We start from the raw sequence: 22128 nt of genomic DNA on the forward strand, positions 1-22128 counted from the left end.
TGTGTCACTTCGTTAGAAAGAGGTGTTGCGATGAATGGACAAAATTAGTCCTTTTCATATTAAAAATTTCAGAAAACAAACAGGACTTAGTCAAAAAGCATTTGCACAAGCTGTTAATCTACCTACAAGAACCTACCGCTCTTATGAAACAGGCGAAAGAGGACTGACGATTGATAAGTTTAGAGAATTTAAAGAAAAACTTGGTTACTATCAAGATTGCGATAAAAACAGTCTTCGGGCTCAAATCGACTATCTACGATTGACCTTTCCTAGATTAAAGGATTTAGACGCTTTCTGTGAAAACTTCCTTCACTGCCACCTAAGCGAATTTACAGACCAAGAAACTCGCCTTATGAACTATACCCACTTATGGCAACGAGGGAACATCTGGATTTTTGATTTCTTTGATAAGTCTGTGACCAATGATTACCAAACTTGTCTTCAACTATCCGGGCAAGGATGCCGTGAGTTAGAACTACTTCTAGAAGACAAGGGGATCACTTGGCAGATCTTTCTTCAAAACATTCTTTATTCCTATGAAGATGTTCGGGTAAAACGTCTCGATATCGCTCTAGATGAACTCTATAAGGGGTATGGTCACGAGGACGAACAAATTCAAATTCCTAAATTGATTGATAAACTCTATTCCAAAGAGATTGTCCTAGATACGATCAAGAAATGGAATATCACAGGTGGTGGATCATTCACAGATAATGAAGACATGGAAGCGAATCACGGCTTGTCCATTTATTTTGGGAGCCGTCAAAGTCAACTCTACTTCAACTTTTATGAAAAGCGCTATGAAATAGCTCGAATGGAAAACATCTCCTTGGACGAATCCTTGGAGATTTTTGGTATCTGGAATCGCTATGAATTGCGTTTCTCAGATCAGAAATCTCAAGGCATTGTGGAGGAATATATCAACGGTGTAGATCTCGGAGAAATCGCACGAGGTATCATAAACAAAGAAATCCAAGTCTATGATGGTCTCACTCGCTTCGGAGCCTACAAACCTGATGAAAAATGGCAACGGCTCTTTGGGGGTGTCGAACCCTTAAAACTCTCAACCAACCCACAACCATACAGTATTGAGCGAACGATTCGCTGGCTAACCTACCAAGTTGCTAACTCCCTTGCACTAGTCACTGAAGCAGACAAGATCCTCCAAACAGAATACATGAAGATGATTCAAAACAGCGGAGAGATCACAGATCGAGGGAAAGCCATGTTACGACTTCTCAAAGCCAATAAACACTATGAACACTAGAAAGGAAACGCAATATGGAATACAAAGTTCAAATCAATTCACTAGACAACTTTAAAGCTTGGTCTGGTGGACTAACCACCTTGAACACTGTCCGTGAACGTGGTGGAGTAGATACCCTAACTGTCATTTGTGAAGATATCTTCTCTGGTGATACACCAACAGAAGGACAAATCAATGACTGGCTCTGGTTCGATTCAGATTTTATCTACCAAGCTTTAGGCTACGACGACCTGCTTGAGGCTTCTTGAGATGCTGAAGAAGATTTATCAAGCAGATTTTCTGCTTCTTCCAGAACATGAATTCTGGCATATGTACGTTCTCTTACGAAAAGGAAAGGACTTCTACTATGAATGCGCTGGAAGATCTACTGAAAAACCACCAGATGCGAAAGGTTTCTATGACTATGAACATGCCTGTTTCACACTAGATGGTCAAGTATTAAGCGTAAATAAGAAAATGCGCCCCTCACTGATTGATTATATTCAAAAGACCATCAAAGATAACCAAGAAACATTTAGAAAGGAAATTGAAATGGCCACTAAAACTATTTTTGAAAAGAAAGTCTCTCAAGTCACTAATAAACTGGGAGAATTGCTTAAAAAGAAAGACCACAGAGAGGCTTGGACCAAAGCTGGAGAATTAAATAGTCTCCTAAAAAAAGAAGAAGCCAAAGACCTAAAGCCTGACCTGATTGAACAACTTCAAACGGAGCTACGAGGCTACTATTACATTAATGGCGAGATTGAAAAAGCCAATAAGCGCCTCTATGCAAAAGGCTCAAAGCTCATTGAACTCGCTACTCTCTAAAAGGAGGATCTATGGATAAAGCCAAACGCTATTTGCTTCAAGCAAAAGAATATCTCTCACACTTTAAAAAGGTAGAGAAAAAAGGAGGCCCACCAAAGCTAAAAGTCACCAATAAAAAGACCGTCAATATCGCAGTCATAGGAGGAATTTCTTTCCTCCTTTTTGTTGGTTTCTTGGGATCTATCCGTGCTATCACACTCTCAAATAAGGTAAGTACACTACAAGCCCAAGTAGAATCCACCCAAAAGCAACAGACACAGCCTATGGAGTCGAGTAGAAAATATGACTATAAACTCCAGTATTACTTGAATGACTACGTCTATGCCTATTTCACTCTTCCACAAGAAAGCGATAAACAAAAAGCTCAAGTTGACTACTTAAATAAATTTTACAATTTCATCCCTGATGTAAAATCTCAAGGGCAAGTTCGAAATCCCAGCTCACTTGTCTATTCTCAGTTAGTGACTGTAGAAGGGAAAGTTGCGACCTATAAGGTTAAATACAAGGAAAGCATCCATCGGGATAACAACACAGAAGAAAAAGAAATTGTGACAGGTTTCAATATTCCTTTTGATGAAAAAGATGGAAAATATTACGTTTCTGGCCTTCCTTGGTTTTCTGCCATTGAATCCTCACAAGCTGGACACTTTAGCGAAGATGATAAGCTCCAACTCACTGCCAATGATCATTTTTCAGACAGTGAGCGAAAGAAAGTAGACAAATTCCTCAAGGTCTTCTTTACCAACTACACCACAAGCCAAGATAATCTTAATCTGATTGCTAAGGATGTGGATATCATCGCAAATAGCACTTTCAAAACGATCGACTACACTTATCTCAAACAGGACGGTGATGATTTAATCGCTTATGTCCAAGCTACCTTTGAAGTTGGAGGTACCACTCACTCGGAAAACTTCACCTTCACCCTCTCAGAAAAAGAAAAGACCTACTATGTCACAAAACTAGAACACACCATTCCACTGAATTATGCAAATGATAAAGAATAGGAGAACTTTATGAATACAAACAATCTACGAACCTTCCTTCAGGGTGATGGAATTTGGATCCTAACAGCTATTGCCGTGCTCTTAGCAATCAAGGCTTGGCGGAACAGTTCTTGGCTTCAACTCTTCTCTGTCGTTGGTTTCTATGCCGTTATTGTTTCAATTGCGAAAGGACAAGATATCCTAAAAGCAGTCGGCTGGTTCCTACGACTCTTCGGTATTGAATCAGGACTTTAAGTATGAACGAAGAAAGACTTTATGATTACAGTAAGGGCCTAAATGCTCCTTATTGGATCCAAGAAATCAAGACAAAAAAGGGCACTCGACTATGGTACTTTGCGACACCCATGCAGTTGTCCTTTTTCATTGTCTTTATCATCGTTTTTGTGGCCATGTTACTCTTTGGAGGGTTTATCTTTGTGCCACTCGCAAAAATTACTCACTCAATTTCTCTCTTGCTCTATTGGTATCTCCCTTACAAATTGGCCAAATTTTATACTGAATACGAGCCTCACGGTAAAAAGATGCACGTCTTTATCGGAGATTACCTGATTTACTTCTGGGATTTTAAGCTAAACAAAAAAGCTATCTACCACGAAGATCGAATAGAGCCTGTAGAAGAAATTGTCTTTGAAAAAACAAATCTATAGAAAAGGAGGACCTATGAGTATTACTTTAACTTATCCTATTAGGGAAACACATGAAAATCTAGCTCTCAAAAAAGATCAAACCGTCGTTGCTTATTATCGTATTCCAAACACTCCAATCACAATTACGGATGATGAGAAAAAGGGCAAACATAAAATTACGGTTGCTCAAATGATGAAGAAGCTCCAGAAAAACAAGTTCTTTGAAATATCTCTGATCCCTAAAGATTATCTCTTAGAAGAGAAAATGCGGGACTTCTCAGATGCTCTAGCAGATGATAGTCGTGAACTAGGGGAAGAACTTCTTCTTTACACGGTAGATCAACTAACAGACGAAATGGAGATCCCTTATCAGTTTGACTGGGTCGTGGGAGTGACTTTACGCAAACAAAATCATGGAGTTACCGTCAAAGACTTGGCCTATGAGAGCTTTAATGAGTTTACTGAAAAAATCGCAAAAGGTCTTGGCTATGAATATGAATTAAGTCCCACATGGTATGAAGACTACAAAAGTGATGAATTCACTATTTTTCAAGCCTTCTCCGTCCTTCGGGCAAAACGGTTATCAAATGAAGAACTCTTTTATTACCAGCGGATGCAGTACCTTCGCTATATCCCTCACTACAAGAAAGAGGTACTCGCTAATCGTGCTCAATTCAATATCACAGACACCTTGATCAAAGTCCTAAAAGGTGGCTTCCTCAAGCTAGAAAGCCCTTATGGATCTTCCTTTGTGACGATTCTTCCTGTAGGTAAATTTCCTGTTCAATTCAACGGCTTTCACCTGGGCGAATTTATCCAACGCTTAAACTTTCCCGTTGAGCTACGAATTAAAGCAGAATTCATTGATACTGGTAAAATCAAGGGTCGAATGGGACGTTCGAATACACGTTACAGAAACATTATGGAAGAGGCAGAAAATACCGATACTGTCCAACAAGACGAGATCATCATGGGTTCCATCTCCCTAAAAGACTTAATGAAGAAAGTCGGAAACAAGGAGGATATCATTGAATACGGAGCCTATCTTATCGTCTCTGCTTCTAGCGTGAACCAACTCCGACAAAGACGACAAGTGGTTTTAAACTACTTTGACGATATGGGGGTTGAAATTAGTGAAGCCTCTCAAGACGGACCTTATCTCTTTCAAGCTCTACTCTATGGAGAAAATCTTCAAAAGAAAACTCGCACCTGGACGCATATGGTCACAGCTCGCGGTTTTTCAGAACTCATGCCCTTCACCAATACCTCTTCTGGAAACCGTATCGGTTGGTATATTGGCCGAGTAGATAACTGGACAGGCCGTTGGGACAATATCGCTAAAGCTATTGATTCCTCAAAGAACATTGTCCTCTACAATGCGACAGTGGGAAATAAAGAAGATATAGCTGGAAAGATTACCAAGAACCCGCATATCATCATTACGGGTGCAACAGGACAAGGGAAATCTTTCCTCGCTCAGATCATCTTTTTAAGTGTGGCTTTACAAAATGTTAAAACCCTTTATATCGACCCTAAACGTGAACTTAGAAATCACTACCAAGAAGTGATCAACTCACCTGAATTTGCACGTCTCTATCCTGAACGCAAGAAACAGATCGAGAACTTTAACTTTGTAACACTAGATAGCTCGCTTCCATCAAACCACGGAGTCTTAGATCCGATTGTTGTTCTAGATAAAGAACAAGCTGTAGAGGTTGCCAAAAATATGCTCGAGTTTCTACTACAAGCTGTAGATGATGTCACGATGGATCAAAAAACAGCTATCACAGAAGCTATTAATGCGATTGTAGAAAAACGAGTCGCTGGTGAGAAAGTCGGATTTAAACACGTCCTAAAAGTTCTGAGAGACTCTACTTCCTCTGAAATTGCTTCGGTTGGTCGTTATCTGACCTCAATTGTCACAAACTCTATCTTGGAACTAGCCTTTTCAGATGGAACCACTCAAGGACTTAACTATGAATCAAGAGTGACCATTCTAGAGGTCAATAACCTCAAACTACCAAAGGACGATTCCACAAAAATTTCAGATCACGAACGCAACTCTATTACCCTCATGTTTGCGCTGGGTGCTTTCTGTACTCACTTTGGAGAACGAAATGAAAATGAAGATACCATTGAGTTCTTTGATGAAGCATGGATTCTTATGAAGTCCGCAGAAGGAAAAGCCGTTATCAAAAATATGCGTCGGATTGGACGCTCCAAAAACAATACCTTGGCACTGATTACTCAATCTGTACATGATGCAGAAAATGACGATGATACAACGGGATTTGGGACTATCTTTGCTTTCTATGAAAAGTCTGAACGAGAAGATATCTTAAAACATGTCAATCTCGAAGTCAATGAAAGCAATCTCGAATGGATTGACAATATGATCTCTGGTCAATGCCTATACTATGACGTGTATGGCAATCTCAATATGATTTCCGTACACAACATCTTTGAAGATATTGATATGCTTCTAAAACCAATGAAAGCTACGGTATCATCAAGCCTTGAAAATAAATACGCTAGTTAGGAGGTGAATCCATGCAAGAAGCTTTTGACAAACTAAGGGGAGTTGATATCTTCTCTCTCAAGTCTTACATGGAGCCTACTGGGTTCGCTTCCTTTAACGGGGCTTGGGTTCTGATTAATGAGCTTTTCGTCAACTTCTTCTTTTTCATTCTAAACGCAGTGGTGGGCTTCTTTTCTTTGCTGATACGAATTCTTGAAAAAATTGATCTCTACTCTAGCTATAAAAACTATGTATTTAATGGAGCAATGAGTATCTGGAAAGGATTTATCGGTTCAAATGGAAGTGGAGTTGCCAAGCAATCACTCGTTTCAATGTTGCTTCTGATTTTAGCTTTCTACCTTTTTTATCAATATTTCTTTTCGAAAGGATCCTTTTCAAGAACACTCCTTCATGTTTTTCTAGTTCTCATCCTTGGCTTTGGTTACTTTGGAACAGTTGCAGGGACTTCTGGTGGTCTTTATCTGCTTGATACAATCAATAATGTCTCTAAAGAGGTCACTAAAAATATCACTCATATTAAAGTAGAATATGGAAAAAATAAGACGATCAAAATCGGTGATTCTATGGCAGATAGCTATATAGCAGAAACATCTTATAAAGCCTATGTCTTTGTCAATACTGGACAAGAAAATGGGAAATATAAGAACAGTCAAAATGGGAAGGAAGAGGCATTTGATGATAGTAAGGTACTAGGAACAGGAGATAAAAATGGAAACTTTAAAGCGGTTAAATCGAAAGACCGCTCCAAATATCTAGATGAACTAGGCAATGGAGCTAATGACGATGGCGAAAAGAACCGTTGGGTTTCGGCAATGCCTGATTTCATCTTTACTCGTATGTTTTATGTCATATTTAAAATTTTTGACGCTTTTGTATTAGCGATACCTGTTATTTTGATTCAAATGTTAAATGTCATTGCTCAGACACTCGTCCTGATGATGATCCTGCTCTTCCCAATTGTGCTATTGATGTCCTTTGTGCCCAGAATGCAAGATTTGATTTTTAGAGTTCTAAAAGTCATGTTTGGTGGGTTACTTTTCCCAGCTATCACAAGTCTATTAACTCTATTAGTCTTCTATATTGAAAAAATGATCGAAAACATTATCATTACAGGCTTTGATGGCATTCTTAAAACACTCCCATCCTTGATTATCTTTGGTCTTGTCTTTAAACTACTCATTTCAGTTGTCTCAAAAGGACTCGTATATTTCTTTCTATGGAAATACAAAGCTGAATTGCTCCAATTCATTCTTGGATCCAAAGCTCGAATGGTGGCAAGTGATATTGGAAACAAAGTTGAAAGTGGGATCACAAAAACTCGAGAAGTGGCTTCGCAAGTACCATCACGAAGTCTTTCATCTGCTCAACACCTTGGGAACTTTGCCTTGGCTAGTGCTGGTCTTGGAGCTGGAATGATTATGAATGCCAAAAGTCACTTCCAAAATGTTGGTTCTTTCTTTACCAATAAGGAATCAGAGCACCAACCTGATGAAGTGCACCCAACAGAAACACTTGAGACTCCAGTAAGTCCAGATGCCCCAGAACCAAGCATTCCGAAAACAAAGGCAACACTTGAGGGGATTAAACCAATTGAAGAAAAAACATCAACTCCTTCAATGGAATCCCCAATCACAGTGGAGCCAACACCAAGTTCAAGCGAGGAATTCCAAACTCTTAAAGAAGAATGGATTTCTCCATTTAAACAACTCCGCATTAATAGTATTGAGCGCAAATTAGAGGAATATAAAGACCCTCAAGCCATGTATAAAGCTCAAGGATCGAATGCCTTCACTCGTGCTTACAGAAAAACCATGACACGAGATGATAAATTGAGAGCCAATATTGAACGAAGAGACCGATTAACAGAACGCTTAAAACAACTCAGAGGAGAATGATATGAATACCAAAATACGCTCAAGAACTTCTTTTCCAAGAGTTCTTGAAGAAACTCTTTATCAGGCCTACCAAGAAGGAAAACGCTCAGTCGATTTCCTTCTTTTATTTCCAGTCACAGAACAAGAGCAAGACCAAATTATCTTACAGGCCAAGTCCTATTCAGTCGTTCTAGATGCTAAATGGCGTTTTGGGACTGTCCTGTTCACTGCTTATATAAGACATTAACTAGAAAGGAGATTCGATGAAAAAACTAAAATGGTTTCTATTAGCTGGTCTCATTCCTCTCTTTCTACCGGTCCTCATTATCATTATCCTTATGGGAGCTGTCGGAGGTGGTGGAACGAATGGCTCACCCCAATCCCAAAATGGAGTGACTTATGCGGATCACTGGTCAGATGGAGATCCCTATACTCACAACCTACTGGTTCATCGCTTCGGTATTACAGCAGAGCAATTAGACGGCTTTTTAGATACGTTAGGAATCTCCTATGATAAGAACCGAATTAATGGGAAAAAACTCCTCGAATGGGAAGCTAAATCTAATCTTGATGTCCGTGGAATCGTTGCGATCGCACTGAATGAAAGCTCCCTTGGAACTGCTGGAGTAGCCACTAATCCTGGAGCCAATATGTTTGGCTTTGGTGCATTTGACTCCAATCCAGACAACGCGAAGAACTTTAATGATGATATAGCAGTTGTTAGTTTAACTAAGCAAACAATTATTGGAAACAAAAACGAAACCTTTAAAATACAGGATGATAAAGCTCTCAAATATGCGAATGGAACTCTTAATAGTTCTATAGATGGTGGAGTATATTTTACAGACACTAGCGGTTCCGGAAAACGGAGAGCAGAAACCATGCAAAAACTCGATCAGTATATAGATGAACATGGAGGAACTCCAACAGCTCCGAAGGAAACAAATGATACTGGAACTAGAATCAGCTCAAGCGAAATTCCATCAGGATATAGCATCACGCAAACTATTGATACGACCAATTATATAGCTAGTAGCTATCCCTGGGGACAATGTACTTGGTTTGTTTTTAACAGAGCAAAACAACTAGGAATTACATTTGACCCCTATATGGGGAATGGGAATCAATGGATGGAAAAATCTGGGTATTCAACCACGAAAACACCTACGGAACACTCCGCACTATCATTCTCATCAAGTCAAGCTGGGGCAGATCCAGTATACGGTCACGTAGCATTTGTAGAGCAAGTTAAATCTGATGGTTCTATACTTATATCCGAATCGAATTTTAAGGGACTTGGAATAGTCAGCTATCGCACATTTGATGCAGAAACTGCCAAACAATTTACCTATGTTATTGGACATTAGAAAGGATAATTATATGGATGCACTACAACAAGTAAAACTAGATAAAATTGAAAATCTTCTTCAAGTATTGGTGAACCTTCTTGACAAAAAAAGCAACTCCAATCACTTGGAAATTATAACTCAAAAAGAAGTTCTAAAAGAATTGAATATATCACCTAACACGCTGAAGAGTTGGGAAAGAAAAGGACTAGCTCGTCTGGAACCACCTATTGAAGGAACGAGAACCGTCTACTATAAACGGCAAGACATCATTAAATTTCTATCAACTTAATAGTAAAGCAGGAATGCAACAAACAACTCAGGAATATGCTAAAATAATATCATCTTAAAAGAAGGTGAGGGTCTTATTTTAGTCTTTTAAATATCCGAATTAAGAGGCAATATGAATAAAGAAACCATTCAACACAACAATAAAAAAGTTATAAAAACTACCAAGCAGAACGGTGAAATAAGCTATTCAATCAAAGGTGTTTATATCGGAACAGATATTAAGACTGGTAAGCGAATTACAAGAACAATCACTGCTAAAACATTAAAAGTTTTAGATAGAAAAATTGTTGAATCCAAAATTCAATTTGAAAAATCTGGGTCAACTATTAAAGAAACTATCCAAATTGGTAATTTTGAAAGTTTAGCTGAATTTTGGTTTAGCCATTTTAAAACTTGGGTATCTTCGCAAAACACAATAAACCGTGTTCGAGGGTACTTAGATACTTACATCATTCCACAATTTGGCAATTATAAACCTGAGCAGATCGAAGCATCAGATATTCAATTATGGCTAAATCGATTAGTAAAAAAAGCCAAACAAGCAATTGAATCTGGAAAAAAACGTGCCCCGAAAGGCAGTGCAAAAGATTTTGGTGCAATGGCACATAAAATGAGTGATATTTTTGATTTTGGAATAACAAATTGCGGTTTGAAAACCAATCCTGCAAAGACAATCAAGATACCACCAAAACCCAAAGCTATTAAAGAACGTATCATGGTCCTTCATGATGAGGATTTAAAACTTTGGTTAGCTTACCTTGACACACTACCAAACACGCGAGCAAATCGGCGGTTTAAAATCATTTGTAATACATTACTGGCTTCAGCACTACGAATCAATGAACTATTAGCTTTAGAAATTACTGATCTTGATTTTGAAACTAATGAAATCATTGTCAATAAAACTTTAATGTGGAAAAGTGCTAATAAAAAATTGAACCAAAAAGGAGGGATTATTTGTAAGAATTCTCCTAAAACTGATGCCGGTAATCGTAGAGTTGCTGTTCCAATATCAACTTTAGAAGGACTAAGAGAATTTCATCAAGAAATGAGTCTCTACTTTGAAGAACATCATTTACCAAGATCCAAATTGATATTTCCAACGATTTATGGAAATTATATGTGTGATAGAAATGAGCGTGCAACTCTAAAAAAACGACTTATCGAATTAGGACTACCAAATTATGGGTTTCACCTATTCCGACATACACATGCCTCTATGATGCTCAATGCCGGAACTAACTGGAAAGAGCTACAACATAGGATGGGACATAAGTCTATTACCACAACTATGGATACATATGCTGAACTAGCACCAAAGAAAAAATTCGAAGCAGTTGATATTTTTCTGGATAAATTACAAGAACTCACGGATTAATACAATCACTACCTTTATCACTACCTTTTTACTTCAAAAGCCTGTACTCCTTGATTTGACAAGGATTACAGATTGATTATTTAACCCTTACAGAAGTTAAATAAGGTTTCATTACATTTCAGTACATACTGAAAAACATTGATTTCATGCGATTTTTAAAACATTGAATTTCATTACAAATCATTTGAAATCAGTTCTATGGCAACCTTTTTGGCAACCTTTTTTGAAATAAAAAAGAAAGTCAACAATCGAAGAATGTAAAGTCCTAAGAATTTTCTAGGACTTTTTTCATTCCTAAAAATTGTTGGAATAGCGCAGTCTTTTCAATAAATTTTAGGAATCCAAAAAAATCTTCCTACAATAAGTAAGAAGATTTTTTATTTTTTATTTTTTACTTTCTTAAGTTCTTTTTGGTATACCCTAATCCTAAACTTGCTAATAAGCTAAAACCTAATAAGCCTAGCATCGTCTCCTTTGTTCCTGTATTTGGAAGTTGCTTCTTAGATTCTGCTTTTGCATTTGTAGCTTTTGCAGGAGCTTGATATGTTTTATCGTCTTTAGTTCCTACTGTCGCAACTACAGCCTTATTTTGAGCCTTCGCATCCACAACATCAACTACCTTACCGTTAGCATCAGTAACTTCAACAGGTTGACCACCTGCGTTACGGATTGCATCTTCTTTGTCTTTCAAAGCCTGCAAGCGTTGTTGTTCAGCAAGGTATGCGTCATGGTCGGCTTTAAGTTGCTTAAAGTTCTCATACCCACGAGCCTTAGCTTCTGCGATACCCTCAAGACGAGTCAACTCTTCCTTAGCAGTTTCCAACTCAGCACGAAGTACACCAAGCTTAGATTTAGCATCCGTAAGCTCTTTATCTAAAGCTTTAAGGACTTCATCACGGTGTGTAAGAGCGAGTTCAAGAACTGTATGAGTATCAGTAGCCTCTTTAGATGCTTCACGTTTACGAGCAAGGTCTTGACCAGCTGACTTACGAGCCAAGACTGCTACATCATGAGCCTTAGTAAGGACTTCCAATTCACCTTTGGCAGTAGCAAGAGCCTTATCTGCATCTGATTGTTCTTCCTTAGCAGTCTCAAGAGCTGACTTAGCATCAGTAAGAGCCTTAGCTTTGTCAGTAGCGTTTGATTTAGCTAGAGCAAGCGACTCCTTAGCAGTTTGCAAAGATTTAGTGTCCTGCGCTAGTTTATCTTCAGCATCAGCAAGAGCCTTTTCAAGAGCTGGAACATCAATCTTGTTGCCTACTACATCTGAAAGGTTTTTACGAGCATTAGCAAGAGCTGTCTCAGCGTTAGTGTAGTCAGTTTGGGTTGATTGAACTGCTGATTTAGCTTCTTCAGATGCTTTAACTGCGTCGTCATAGGCTTTTTGAGCAGTTTCAACTGCCTTAGCGTCTACCTTCTGGGTAGTTGTAGTTACCTCTTTAGTAGGAGAGAGAGTGAAACTAGTCTCATATTTTACCCCAAGCTGACTATAACCAAAACCTAGACCTACACCAAGATTGGTTTTATCGGTATCACGGAAACCTAGAAGTGACAAAGCACCACTATATAGATCTTCGCTAGAACTTGTACTTGTTGCAGACATAACTGTCTGAACAATACCCTCATAAACAACTTGCTTGATTTGAGCCATAGTTGAAAGAGTACCTTTGCCTGCGTAATCTGGGATATTCTCTGCTCGAATACCTAGTGCATCCAAGTCAAAGTTAGCTGATTCTTTACCCATAGCTAACTTCTCAGCTAGAGTTTTTGTATAGTTTGGACTTGTCTTACCATCTGTCACCTTTTCAAAAGGATTTGCATAATGGTTAAACTGAGTTGCCAATTCAACAGAACTTTCACTAACTTTAAGAGGTGCAGTACCAACCTTAGCACGCAAATCGTTAATGATAGATGCTGCATACAAACTTAATTTAGTCGCTTGCTCTTTAGATAGGTGTTGGAAATCAACAATCTCTGTTTTATCTGTGTCTTCACTACCATAAGCAATATCTTTACCTTTGTAGAAATACTTACCTGTAAAGTTATACCCACCTAGAGTATTGGCACTCACACCTGTTTTCTCGTCAGTATAAGGCTTATTGATTGCCTTCATAACATCAAGAACATTGCCTGTACCATTAGCTAGGGCTTTAATTGCCTTAATATACTCATCAGACAAGGCTGGAGAGTAAGTTGCCTTAGGAACATCGTACATTGTTTCAGAAGATGTAGTTGTTTCAGTAACACCTTGTTTAGCTACATCAAGAGCTGATTTAGCAGAAGTAACTGCCTTATCTTTGTTAGATTGGTCAGCTTTAGCATTAGCAAGGGCTGTAGTAGCTTGAGTAAGAGTGGCTTCCGCACTAGATACCCCAGTTTGAGCATCTTTTATAGCTTGGTCTTTATCGGCTAGAGCCTTTTTAGCATTGTCAAGGTTAGCCTGAGCAGTCTCTACTGCCTGAGTGTCAGCACTAACTTGGTTAGTAAGCGTAGCTACCTCTTTTTCAAGGGGAGCAACATCAGTAGTAGATGAAAGAGAATCTACTTTTTTCTGAGCGTCAGCTACCTTATTAGCCATATCAGTAGCAGTTTTCTCAGCATTAGATACTACCTTAGTTTGGTCAGCAACCTTTTCAGCAGTAGCCGAAACAGACTTATCAGCATCAGCTACAGTCTTTTCAGCCGTAGCAAGCTCGTTGGCTTTTTTATCAGCGTCAGCCTTAGCCTCAGCAACCTTTTCAGGTGTAACAGACTCAGCCTCTTCTACTTTCTTAGTAGTATCAGCAATAGTCTTTTCAGCATTAGCAATGTTTGCTTCAGTAGATGCAACAACTTCTTTTTGCTTAGCTACATCCTGATTAGCCTTATCAGATTCAGCCTTAGCCGTATCCACGTCCGATTGCGTAGGAACTTTAGCAATTACCTCGTCCTGAGCAACTACCCTAGTTGCTGGCTCATTAACTGCAACTTCAGTCTCACTAGCCGATACCCCAGTAGATACCCCTAAAGCCGAGATTGCAAGCGTTGAAATAACTGCACCAGTACGCAATTTTTTGATGGTTCCGTGACCTTGTGTTTTTGATTCCATCGTATAAACTCCTTTATGTCTTAAAAGACTGTTTTATGAATAATATTATACCATATTTTACAGTCTTTTAAATATTATTTTTATTGTAATTTCAGTCTTTTGACAGCGATTTATTCAATGGGATAAACTTGTATGATAGTTATGAGGTACTATCATGACTGAAAAAATAAATTTAAGAGAATTTGTTGCAAAACAAATCAGACTTCTAAGACTGAAAAGCGGGATGACACAAGAATATCTAGCAGAAAAGGCTGATCTGGGATTCAACTATATCTATAGATTAGAGAATAAACAGTTAAACGTTAAGCTTGAGACCATTGAAAAAATCATACAAGCGCTTGAAGTTGATATGAATACTTTTTTTAATATTGAAAATCAAAATCAAAGCGGAGAATTTTCACAACTCATTGAAGATATTAGAAACCTACCAACAGAAAAAAGAGAACCTACTATAAAAGCTCTCCGAGATATATTAAAGCAAATAAATTAAGCCAAGTATTTTTGAACTTGGCTTTTTATTTTGTTAAATTCCCTCGACATTCAAAAAAGAACTCATATAAACTACTACAAATAAAACGACTATCTAATAGCGGAGCGAACAATAATTCTAGTTCCTTTTGTAGTTTTTCAGTTTCAAATTTTAATTCATTAAGAGTCATTTTTGTTGAAAATTCTAAAAAATTATTTCTACCCTTATCTTTAGTGATTTCCCTCGGATGTAAAGGTCCCGAATCTGTAACTGCTATACGTAGTTTAGCAAGGAAAAGCATAATTTGCCAAATATTGGTTTGTTCTTCACTACTATTTTTAGAATCAATTAAACTAACAGTTAATTCTTCTAATATATTTAAAAAATTAGCCTTATTCAGATATTGTTCAAGAGTTGAATAATCAATATCAAAATCGATTTCATCCTGTGAATACATAAGAAATTTTAGCAAAAAAGACTTCATATCGTCTAGTTGCTCACTAGAGAGCTCAAATATACTATATCTAGTATTTTTACCTTTTATTGCTTTGTATTTATTAGCAAAAGCTAGACAACTACGAATTAAACCTTGATCTTGCTGAGTCAAATATAGTTCACTTAATTCCGATTCTTTGTCTTCAAAAAAATCATCTACTGTCCCCTCTAACATATCAGTTATAGTTTCTGACTCAACTTTAATTTTTTGAAAAAGTAAAGAAATTACAAATTTTGTAGTTCCCTTAACTGAAAAAACTTTCCAATCCGTTTTTTTACTCTCTCCACAGTAATCTTCTACAAAACCTCTTTTATTAGAGCTTGAAAAGTTCCTAGGTATAAATGCTTCTCTTATATCTCTTAACAACTTATAACTTTTCCAATAGTAAATATATTGTTTTAAAATTTCAATATCATGTACTATAATTCTTAGTTCATTTTGTAATGCTTTGTTTTCTTCATATAATTCTATTAAAACTTCAAAACATGAAATATTATTTTGCATATCAATTCCCCTCCCCAATACACTACTATAAATTAATTATACCAAAAAAGCTATTGGGATGAGGGGGAAATACAAAATATTGTGATTTTTTTAACATGTATAATAGCAACATAATCAAAAAAAGATCGTTGTTTGTAATAAAATTAATTCTAGAATGTTATTATCAATGTTTCTGAAATAAGTTCTATACAGCGATCTAAAACTTGCAATAAAGAGGTTAAAAGAATGGATTTACAAAGATTTAAAGAAATAGGTTGTAACCCTAAAGTTATTCCCGCGAAAATAAAAAATGAAGATTTTGATTATCTTGCAAAAATAACTTGTATCTGGTTCACTTTTCAATACTATAGTAAATTTTATACCAGGAAGCCTCCAAAAAACTATGCATTCTATGATGTATTAATGCAGTATGATAATTCTGAGGAATTTAGAAAATATCGTACTGATCTTGGAATACCTGAAAATGAATATGGTTATCCAACTATCAGTAGCCGAACCCTACAAAGAATTTTTTCTCTACATACAATTAATAAAGCATTTGTTCTTCAAATTTTTACAAATAACCATTTCCAAAGAAGATATATAGAAGCTTATAATTATTTCTTTTGGGATAATAGTTGTGAATTAGTCAAACCTTATAATAAATTTCTCAAAAATCTTATGAAATTGGCGAGTTTTTAATCTAAATAAAAATATAAAATGATTATAAAGGTGGTGATTCCAATGTAAAATAACCTAATACTCTGTAGTAATTATTATTGCTGAACAAGTCCTACACAGTAGTAATATGTAAAGATTGTGGCGAAAGGAATTAAAAAAAATGCTTTTATGTGAAGAAGTTCTTATAACTGTAAATTTGCTAGGTTTGAGTCAAGAAATAGACTTTGAAACAAAACAGGCAACTGGAAACGTAAAACTGGATGTTGGTTTTCGAAATGATTCTGGAAAATATATTACTAGAATCATAAAAGTTAACAATTCGACAGTTTCAGAATACACTCCGTATCTAGATGAAAAAATCAATTTAAGATTACAACGTGTAACATTTTCAGCTTATCTATCTAATAATAGAGCAGCGTTATCTATTAAAGCTGAGAAAGCAACGATAGAGGAATAAGTATGATTCTAAAAAGAGCTAGAGCACCAACTGCTTAATTTTCTTCGTGCTGACAAAAAAAAATTACAAGGAGAGTTTAAAAAATGAAAAAAATTTTTGAAGAGGCAATCAGACAAAATCCTTCGATTACTTTTGATCGATGTGTCAAAGAGTGTGAAAAGTTGCTAGGAATACTGGGGAGCGATCAACTAGTTAACTTAAGTCTAGAAGATCGTTTGAATCTAGTGAGTAAGTTTGAATATATATCTTATGAGAGCAGAGGATATCTAGACTTACAAGCACTTGTTCCTAGTTATGCTGTAAAAAAAGACTCTCTGCTATTAAAACAAAGAGAAAACCCTTTTATCACAACAGCTCAACAACAGCATGCTCAAAAACTATATGATATGGTTTCATATACAACAAATAGCTACCCGTATGGGATGATAATTTACTACGATTTTGAATCGTGGACAGATGATAAGTTACGTTTGAATATTACGTTAGAGTATAACGAAGCGTTTAACAGGAGATAAACTTTAATGATTTACATTTTACAGTCAGTACTCTACTTAATATCCATATTTTTAATACTATACTCAGGGTTTGTATTTGTTAATATGATTATTCTTGTCTATACATTGCCTCGTGAAGAATTACTTCCGAAAGCTATCAAAAACACAAACTTGCAAATTCAACATTTGTTAAAGTTATTTATTGACTCTCAAGAAGAACAAAACTATTATTCAGATTTTCATGCTGAGCTTATACATCAAGCTTCAAAGCTCAGTATATATCTGAACACAATTCATTTCCCAAATGGGATACAACGAGAGAGACAAGATTTCTATCTCTGGTTATCAAAAATGCCAGTTCAACAAGACTTTGATGATTGGAAAATGGAGCTACGTCAAACGGTACGTAGTTACAATGATAACCTTGATGTTATGTTTAACATGGTAGAGGAAGAACCTTATTTAAAACTCAAGATTAATCTAATCTATAAAGAAGATTTAAATCGTCTTAAGCACAGTCAGGCTAAACCCCTCTACGATGACGAAGGAGAAATTTGATGACACTTAAATTGAATATACTGAGAAAAGAAAGTAGCAACGAACCTATTGAATGGAACTGCACTCGCTTTCCACATCTCCTCATTTCCGCACCAACAAATAGCGGGAAATCTTACTTCATTAAATATATACTAAGTATATTAAAAATTCATTCAGATGATGCTTCTATTATGATACTTGATTACAAACAAGGAATAGACTATTGGCAGTGGAGACAATTAGATAATGTGTATCTTGGTGATTCCGTTTACGATGGTTTTCGGCAAGCTTATAGCATTTTTGAAAATCGTAGACTTAATCCTAACCAAAAATATCCTCCTTTCTTTTTGATATTTGAAGAATATCAAAGTACAGTTGAAAGCATTCCCAAAAAAGCTGACAAAGAGGAGTTTTTACAGAAAATGGGGAATTTGTTACGATTATCAAGACAGATCAATTATCACATTATATGTGTCTGTCAAAGAGGGGATTCCTCCTTGTTTCCTCCTGGTGGAAGGGAAAATTTTTCCTCTAAAATTTCAATTGGAAGATTAAGTCCCCAAGCTAAACAGATGCTGTTCCCTGATGACGAGGTTAATCGCAATAAATCCCAAGGCGAAGTTAATATTCAGTTTGATGGTTCGTTCGTTATTGAAGCTAGAACCTATACTATTAAAGATATAGATAAAGCAACATATTTAATAACTGGCTTACTAGATCGAGGACTACCAAAAAGCGAGGAGGCTGTTGCCCGTAGCCCCTCAGGCGAAGGATAAGCTTACAGCCTCGCCAGCTTTAGCTGGCTAAGTTCGGGCTAGTATTACCCCGAACTTCATGACAACATGACAAACTAACTAAAACATTACTATAACTAGTATAATTGGATATAAAATTGTCACAATAAGAAAGTGACAAAGGAGAAGATTCATGACAAATTATAAAGTTTCATCTGACTTTCGCGCTCGTAGTTTCTGTTGTGTTCTGAACAACGTTGATAAGTTGTTCGATAAGAAATCAGATTTTTTTGATAGCGATACATACAATGAAAAAACTAAAAAAAGAATTCAAGAGTTTCGCAAGTCCCTTCCAGATACCGATGAACCTCTCAGCCCCGAGGAAATTGTCTATTTCTTAATGGAACGGTGGATTGCACGAAATGAAAACGTTGTCTGCGCTGTTAACTATGAAATCGGTGACAACGGAACTCATCATTGTCACATGGTGCTTGAAGATAAACAAGCTTTCCGATTCTCGGCTCTTCAAAAACTCTATCCCACTATACATATAGAAGTTACCCGTGGAACCAGAGAGCAAGTCATTGCTTACCTTGAAAAAAGCGGAGAGCATGAAGAAAAGGCACATACTATTGTAGTACCTATGAAGATTCACGGTGAGCTTAGAGCTGGAAATCAAGGTCACCGAAGTGAATTTGATTACATTCAGAAACAAATAGAGAACGGAGCTACTCCTGAAGAAATTATGGGGAGTAACTTTGAGTTCCGTAAATACTCTAAAATGATTCGTGAACACTTCTTTCAGTATCGACTTTCTCATACTCCAGACGAAAAAGAAATGGCAGTATACTGGCATGTGGGAGAGTCTGGAGATGGAAAATCGCACACGCAAGTTGATTTAAAGAAAAAACATGGTCGGGATAATGTGTATATCTGGACTGACTTTGACAATGGTGGGCTTGACCTATATTGCGCTGAATCTATACTTTTTATGGATGAATTCAAGGGCATGCCATACAAAGAATTTCTTAAGGTGACAGATGTTTACCCTATTCAGCTACACGCCCGTTACACAAATACAATCGCTCTTTGGAATGAAATCCACATCACATCAATTTTCACTCCAAAACAAGCTTATGACTTAATGGTAGCAGAGGGTCAACGAGAAGTTGATAGCTATAAACAGTTACAACGGAGACTTACTGAGGTTATCTTTCATTTCAAAACTAAAGAAAATGATGATAGCTTCAAGTATAAAACCATTACATTTACACCTGAAGAGTTCGATAGATACAGCAAGGAACAAATTGAAAAATTTGCATACCTATTCGATAAGTTTAATCCAAGTGTATTAAACTATGACTTCGAAAAGGATGCATTTCACAGTTCTATGAACCCAAGCAATGATCGAAGAAAAAATGCTACTACTTCCAAACCATCCAAATCAGAAAGTAATAGCAAATAAGTATTCCGAGATAAGCCAAGGCTAATCTCTACTACCATTATGCCATATTTCGATTATTGTTGCAAAGAAAGAGAGAATAGTATGTCACAAGATTACCATGAAATGAAGCAAATAGAACTCCTGCTTCACACTATCATTGAAATGCTAAAGAATTTGAACAGCGAAAAAAGAAGTTCATGCATCTACACACAAAAAGAGATTTTAGATTTGCTCAGTATTTCCCCTAACACATTAAAGTCATGGGAAAATAGAGGTCTAAAACGTTTAGAACCACCTATTGAGGGTACTAGAACCGTTTACTATCATATTGATACTGTTTTAGAGTTTTTAAGCCACAACTAAAAGTGAAATGTGCTAGAATAGAAGTATCAAAAAAGAAAGTGAGATACTATCTATTTTAGCTTTTTTCAATTCTTCGATTGATTGAGGAGAGCAACTATGAATATAGAAAAAATCACCCATAAAGGCAAAAACGTCCTCAAGAAAGTAAAGGATAATGGCGAGATTAGTTATTCAGTAAAGAGCGTCTATCTAGGCTTAGATATAAAGACTGGAAAACCTGTAAAAACAACTGTAACAGCTAAAACCCTACGATCCTTAGATCGTAAAATTATTCAAGCTAAAATTGATTGGGAAGAAAGTGGTTCAACAAGGAAAGAAACTTTTAGCATTGCTACCTTGTCAGATCTAGCTGAAATGTGGTTCTCCAACTACGAAACTTGGGTCAGCTCAGATAACACTCTAAACCGAGTGAGGAACTATCTAGACACCTATATCCTCCCCAAATTCGGACACTATCAACCAGATAAAATCACTTCTTCCGATATACAAAAATGGATTAACGAGCTTGCCCAAAAATCTAAAGAATCTGTCGATGCCGGTAATAAACGAGCTAAAAAAGGAAGTGCAAAAGATTTTGGAGCAATCGCCCACAAGTTAAGAGAGATTTTTAATTTTGGAATAACGCATTTTGAACTCAAATATAATCCTGTTCAATCTATCAAGATTCCACCAAAACCAAAAAGCAATCAAAAACGCATTATGGTTCTTCATGATGAAGATTTAACTATCTGGCTAAATTTCGTCGATACTTTACCTAATACTAGAGCTAATCGGCGATTTAAAGTTATCTGCGACAGTCTACTTGCTTCAGGAATGAGAATCAATGAGCTATTAGCTTTGACTATATATGACCTTGATTTTGAAAGTTCTGAAATATTAGTCACTAAAACTCTTGTATGGAAAAATGCAAACCCTAAGTTAGGATTAAAAGGAAAGGTTGTTTGTAAAAATACTCCTAAATCTGATTCGGGCAATAGAAAAATAGCTGTTCCGTACCAAATTATTGAGCAACTTCAAAACTTCCATGATGAAATGAATCTTTATTTCAAGAAGAACGGTCTTTCAAAAAGCAAGTTGATTTTCCCAACAATTTACGGAAACTATATGTGCGATAGGAATGAACGTGCTACACTCAAAAGACGATTACAGGAAGTTGATCTACCTGACTATGGTTTTCACTTATTCCGTCATACACACGCTTCAATGATGTTAAATGCTGGTATGAATTGGAAAGAGTTACAGGTTCGCATGGGACATAAGTCTATCAAAACTACTATGGACATATATGCCGAGCTTGCCCCTAAAAATCAAACACAAGCGGTAGATATTTATCTAAATAAAATTGCGGAGCTAACCTCATAAAATTCATGGCAACCTTTTTGGCAACCTCTGACAGTTTTATCCAAATCAATAGCTTATAAACATTGATTTAATAGGGTTTATCACAACTAAAATAGATTTTAAGTATTCCTTACAGAAGTGAAGTAAGCATTCAATACGAATCAATACATAAGAAAAACGCTGATTTCAAGCGTTTTTTCTTTTTTCAATTTCAATACATTTCACTATATTTCAGTCCAAACTCTACCTTTTTTAGATAAATATATCATCTGGATATTGAAGTTGAGCCCTGCTATCATTTCGATGGCAGGGCTTTTTAATGTTTGGTACACTACCTTCTTATCTATATTTTGATGGAGCTGAAGTTGACATCTACAAAGTTTAATGTTAAAATACATTCAAAAAT

The 22128-nt window shown here is 36.5% G+C and carries 24 protein-coding genes; 21 read left to right on the top strand and 3 right to left on the bottom strand.

What is annotated here, in order from left to right; translation table 11 throughout:
* Window positions 1-34 precede the first annotated feature (34 nt).
* From AC3E7H_RS05775 to AC3E7H_RS05830, 12 genes are all read left to right on the top strand, one after another.
* A complete protein-coding gene (locus AC3E7H_RS05775; protein WP_414282474.1) occupies window positions 35-1267 on the top strand; it encodes a replication initiation factor domain-containing protein in 1233 nt (410 codons plus the stop codon).
* A 14-nt stretch (window positions 1268-1281) separates the two neighbouring features.
* The gene (locus AC3E7H_RS05780) at window positions 1282-1515 is read left to right on the top strand and encodes a hypothetical protein (RefSeq protein WP_045759896.1); all 234 of its coding nucleotides are present in this window, start codon (window positions 1282-1284) and stop codon (window positions 1513-1515) included.
* Window position 1516: 1 nt separating this feature from the next.
* A complete protein-coding gene (locus AC3E7H_RS05785) occupies window positions 1517-2074 on the top strand; it encodes a conjugal transfer protein (RefSeq protein WP_490676231.1) in 558 nt (185 codons plus the stop codon).
* Window positions 2075-2085: 11 nt separating this feature from the next.
* Entirely contained in the window at window positions 2086-3081 is a 996-nt protein-coding gene (locus tag AC3E7H_RS05790; RefSeq protein ID WP_414282476.1) for a conjugal transfer protein, read from the top strand.
* A 9-nt stretch (window positions 3082-3090) separates the two neighbouring features.
* A complete protein-coding gene (locus tag AC3E7H_RS05795; RefSeq protein WP_001095596.1) occupies window positions 3091-3315 on the top strand; it encodes a TcpD family membrane protein in 225 nt (74 codons plus the stop codon).
* Window positions 3316-3317: 2 nt separating this feature from the next.
* Window positions 3318-3728 carry a conjugal transfer protein gene (locus AC3E7H_RS05800; protein WP_006149323.1) on the top strand — a complete coding sequence of 137 codons (411 nt, stop codon included), beginning with the start codon at window positions 3318-3320 and terminating at the stop codon, window positions 3726-3728.
* Between the two features lie 13 nt (window positions 3729-3741).
* Window positions 3742-6246, top strand: coding sequence for an ATP-binding protein (locus AC3E7H_RS05805; RefSeq protein ID WP_490676232.1), 2505 nt, complete (start codon window positions 3742-3744; stop codon window positions 6244-6246).
* Between the two features lie 11 nt (window positions 6247-6257).
* Window positions 6258-8141, top strand: coding sequence for a conjugal transfer protein (locus tag AC3E7H_RS05810; protein WP_490676233.1), 1884 nt, complete (start codon window positions 6258-6260; stop codon window positions 8139-8141).
* Window position 8142: 1 nt separating this feature from the next.
* Complete coding sequence (locus tag AC3E7H_RS05815) at window positions 8143-8367, top strand: hypothetical protein (protein ID WP_003005653.1); 225 nt, start codon at window positions 8143-8145, stop codon at window positions 8365-8367.
* Between the two features lie 16 nt (window positions 8368-8383).
* Window positions 8384-9487, top strand: a complete 1104-nt coding sequence (locus AC3E7H_RS05820; protein WP_490676234.1) for a CHAP domain-containing protein — start codon at window positions 8384-8386, stop codon at window positions 9485-9487.
* A gap of 13 nt (window positions 9488-9500) precedes the next feature.
* A complete protein-coding gene (locus AC3E7H_RS05825; RefSeq protein ID WP_000339502.1) occupies window positions 9501-9758 on the top strand; it encodes a MerR family transcriptional regulator in 258 nt (85 codons plus the stop codon).
* Window positions 9759-9869: 111 nt separating this feature from the next.
* Window positions 9870-11135, top strand: coding sequence for a tyrosine-type recombinase/integrase (locus AC3E7H_RS05830; protein WP_490676235.1), 1266 nt, complete (start codon window positions 9870-9872; stop codon window positions 11133-11135).
* 391 nt (window positions 11136-11526) lie between these two features.
* Here AC3E7H_RS05830 and AC3E7H_RS05835 read toward each other — a convergent pair whose 3' ends face one another.
* Complete coding sequence (locus AC3E7H_RS05835) at window positions 11527-14223, bottom strand: SEC10/PgrA surface exclusion domain-containing protein (protein WP_490676236.1); 2697 nt, start codon at window positions 14221-14223, stop codon at window positions 11527-11529.
* Window positions 14224-14377: 154 nt separating this feature from the next.
* On the opposite strand from AC3E7H_RS05835, the gene AC3E7H_RS05840 reads away from it, so the two are divergent.
* Window positions 14378-14713, top strand: coding sequence for a helix-turn-helix domain-containing protein (locus AC3E7H_RS05840; RefSeq protein WP_047206714.1), 336 nt, complete (start codon window positions 14378-14380; stop codon window positions 14711-14713).
* 25 nt (window positions 14714-14738) lie between these two features.
* Here the strand turns inward: AC3E7H_RS05840 and AC3E7H_RS05845 are convergent, their stop codons facing one another.
* Window positions 14739-15692: a hypothetical protein gene (locus tag AC3E7H_RS05845; RefSeq protein ID WP_075228110.1), complete on the bottom strand. Its 954-nt coding sequence runs from the start codon at window positions 15690-15692 to the stop codon at window positions 14739-14741.
* 225 nt (window positions 15693-15917) lie between these two features.
* Between AC3E7H_RS05845 and AC3E7H_RS05850 the strand changes: the two genes are divergently transcribed.
* The 8 genes from AC3E7H_RS05850 (at window position 15918) to AC3E7H_RS05885 (ending at window position 21743) form a co-directional block, all read left to right on the top strand.
* Complete coding sequence (locus tag AC3E7H_RS05850) at window positions 15918-16373, top strand: hypothetical protein (RefSeq protein ID WP_075228109.1); 456 nt, start codon at window positions 15918-15920, stop codon at window positions 16371-16373.
* Between the two features lie 139 nt (window positions 16374-16512).
* Window positions 16513-16809, top strand: coding sequence for a hypothetical protein (locus AC3E7H_RS05855; protein WP_075228108.1), 297 nt, complete (start codon window positions 16513-16515; stop codon window positions 16807-16809).
* Between the two features lie 83 nt (window positions 16810-16892).
* A complete protein-coding gene (locus tag AC3E7H_RS05860) occupies window positions 16893-17324 on the top strand; it encodes a hypothetical protein (RefSeq protein WP_075228107.1) in 432 nt (143 codons plus the stop codon).
* Window positions 17325-17330: 6 nt separating this feature from the next.
* A complete protein-coding gene (locus AC3E7H_RS05865; RefSeq protein ID WP_075228106.1) occupies window positions 17331-17861 on the top strand; it encodes a hypothetical protein in 531 nt (176 codons plus the stop codon).
* The gene (locus AC3E7H_RS05870; protein ID WP_075228105.1) at window positions 17861-18616 is read left to right on the top strand and encodes a helicase HerA domain-containing protein; all 756 of its coding nucleotides are present in this window, start codon (window positions 17861-17863) and stop codon (window positions 18614-18616) included. Before AC3E7H_RS05865 ends, AC3E7H_RS05870 begins: the two co-directional genes overlap by 1 nt.
* A gap of 151 nt (window positions 18617-18767) precedes the next feature.
* Entirely contained in the window at window positions 18768-20039 is a 1272-nt protein-coding gene (locus AC3E7H_RS05875; RefSeq protein ID WP_075228104.1) for a replication protein RepA, read from the top strand.
* Between the two features lie 81 nt (window positions 20040-20120).
* Window positions 20121-20381 (top strand): MerR family transcriptional regulator, encoded by a 261-nt coding sequence (locus AC3E7H_RS05880; protein ID WP_075228103.1) that lies wholly within the window; start codon window positions 20121-20123, stop codon window positions 20379-20381.
* 96 nt (window positions 20382-20477) lie between these two features.
* Window positions 20478-21743: a tyrosine-type recombinase/integrase gene (locus AC3E7H_RS05885; protein WP_075228102.1), complete on the top strand. Its 1266-nt coding sequence runs from the start codon at window positions 20478-20480 to the stop codon at window positions 21741-21743.
* Window positions 21744-21946: 203 nt separating this feature from the next.
* Here AC3E7H_RS05885 and AC3E7H_RS05890 read toward each other — a convergent pair whose 3' ends face one another.
* A complete protein-coding gene (locus AC3E7H_RS05890) occupies window positions 21947-22120 on the bottom strand; it encodes a FanG protein (RefSeq protein WP_083936654.1) in 174 nt (57 codons plus the stop codon).
* Window positions 22121-22128 lie beyond the last annotated feature (8 nt).

It is taken from the genome of Streptococcus sp. SCPM-O-B-15304 (M98) (assembly GCF_058200215.1).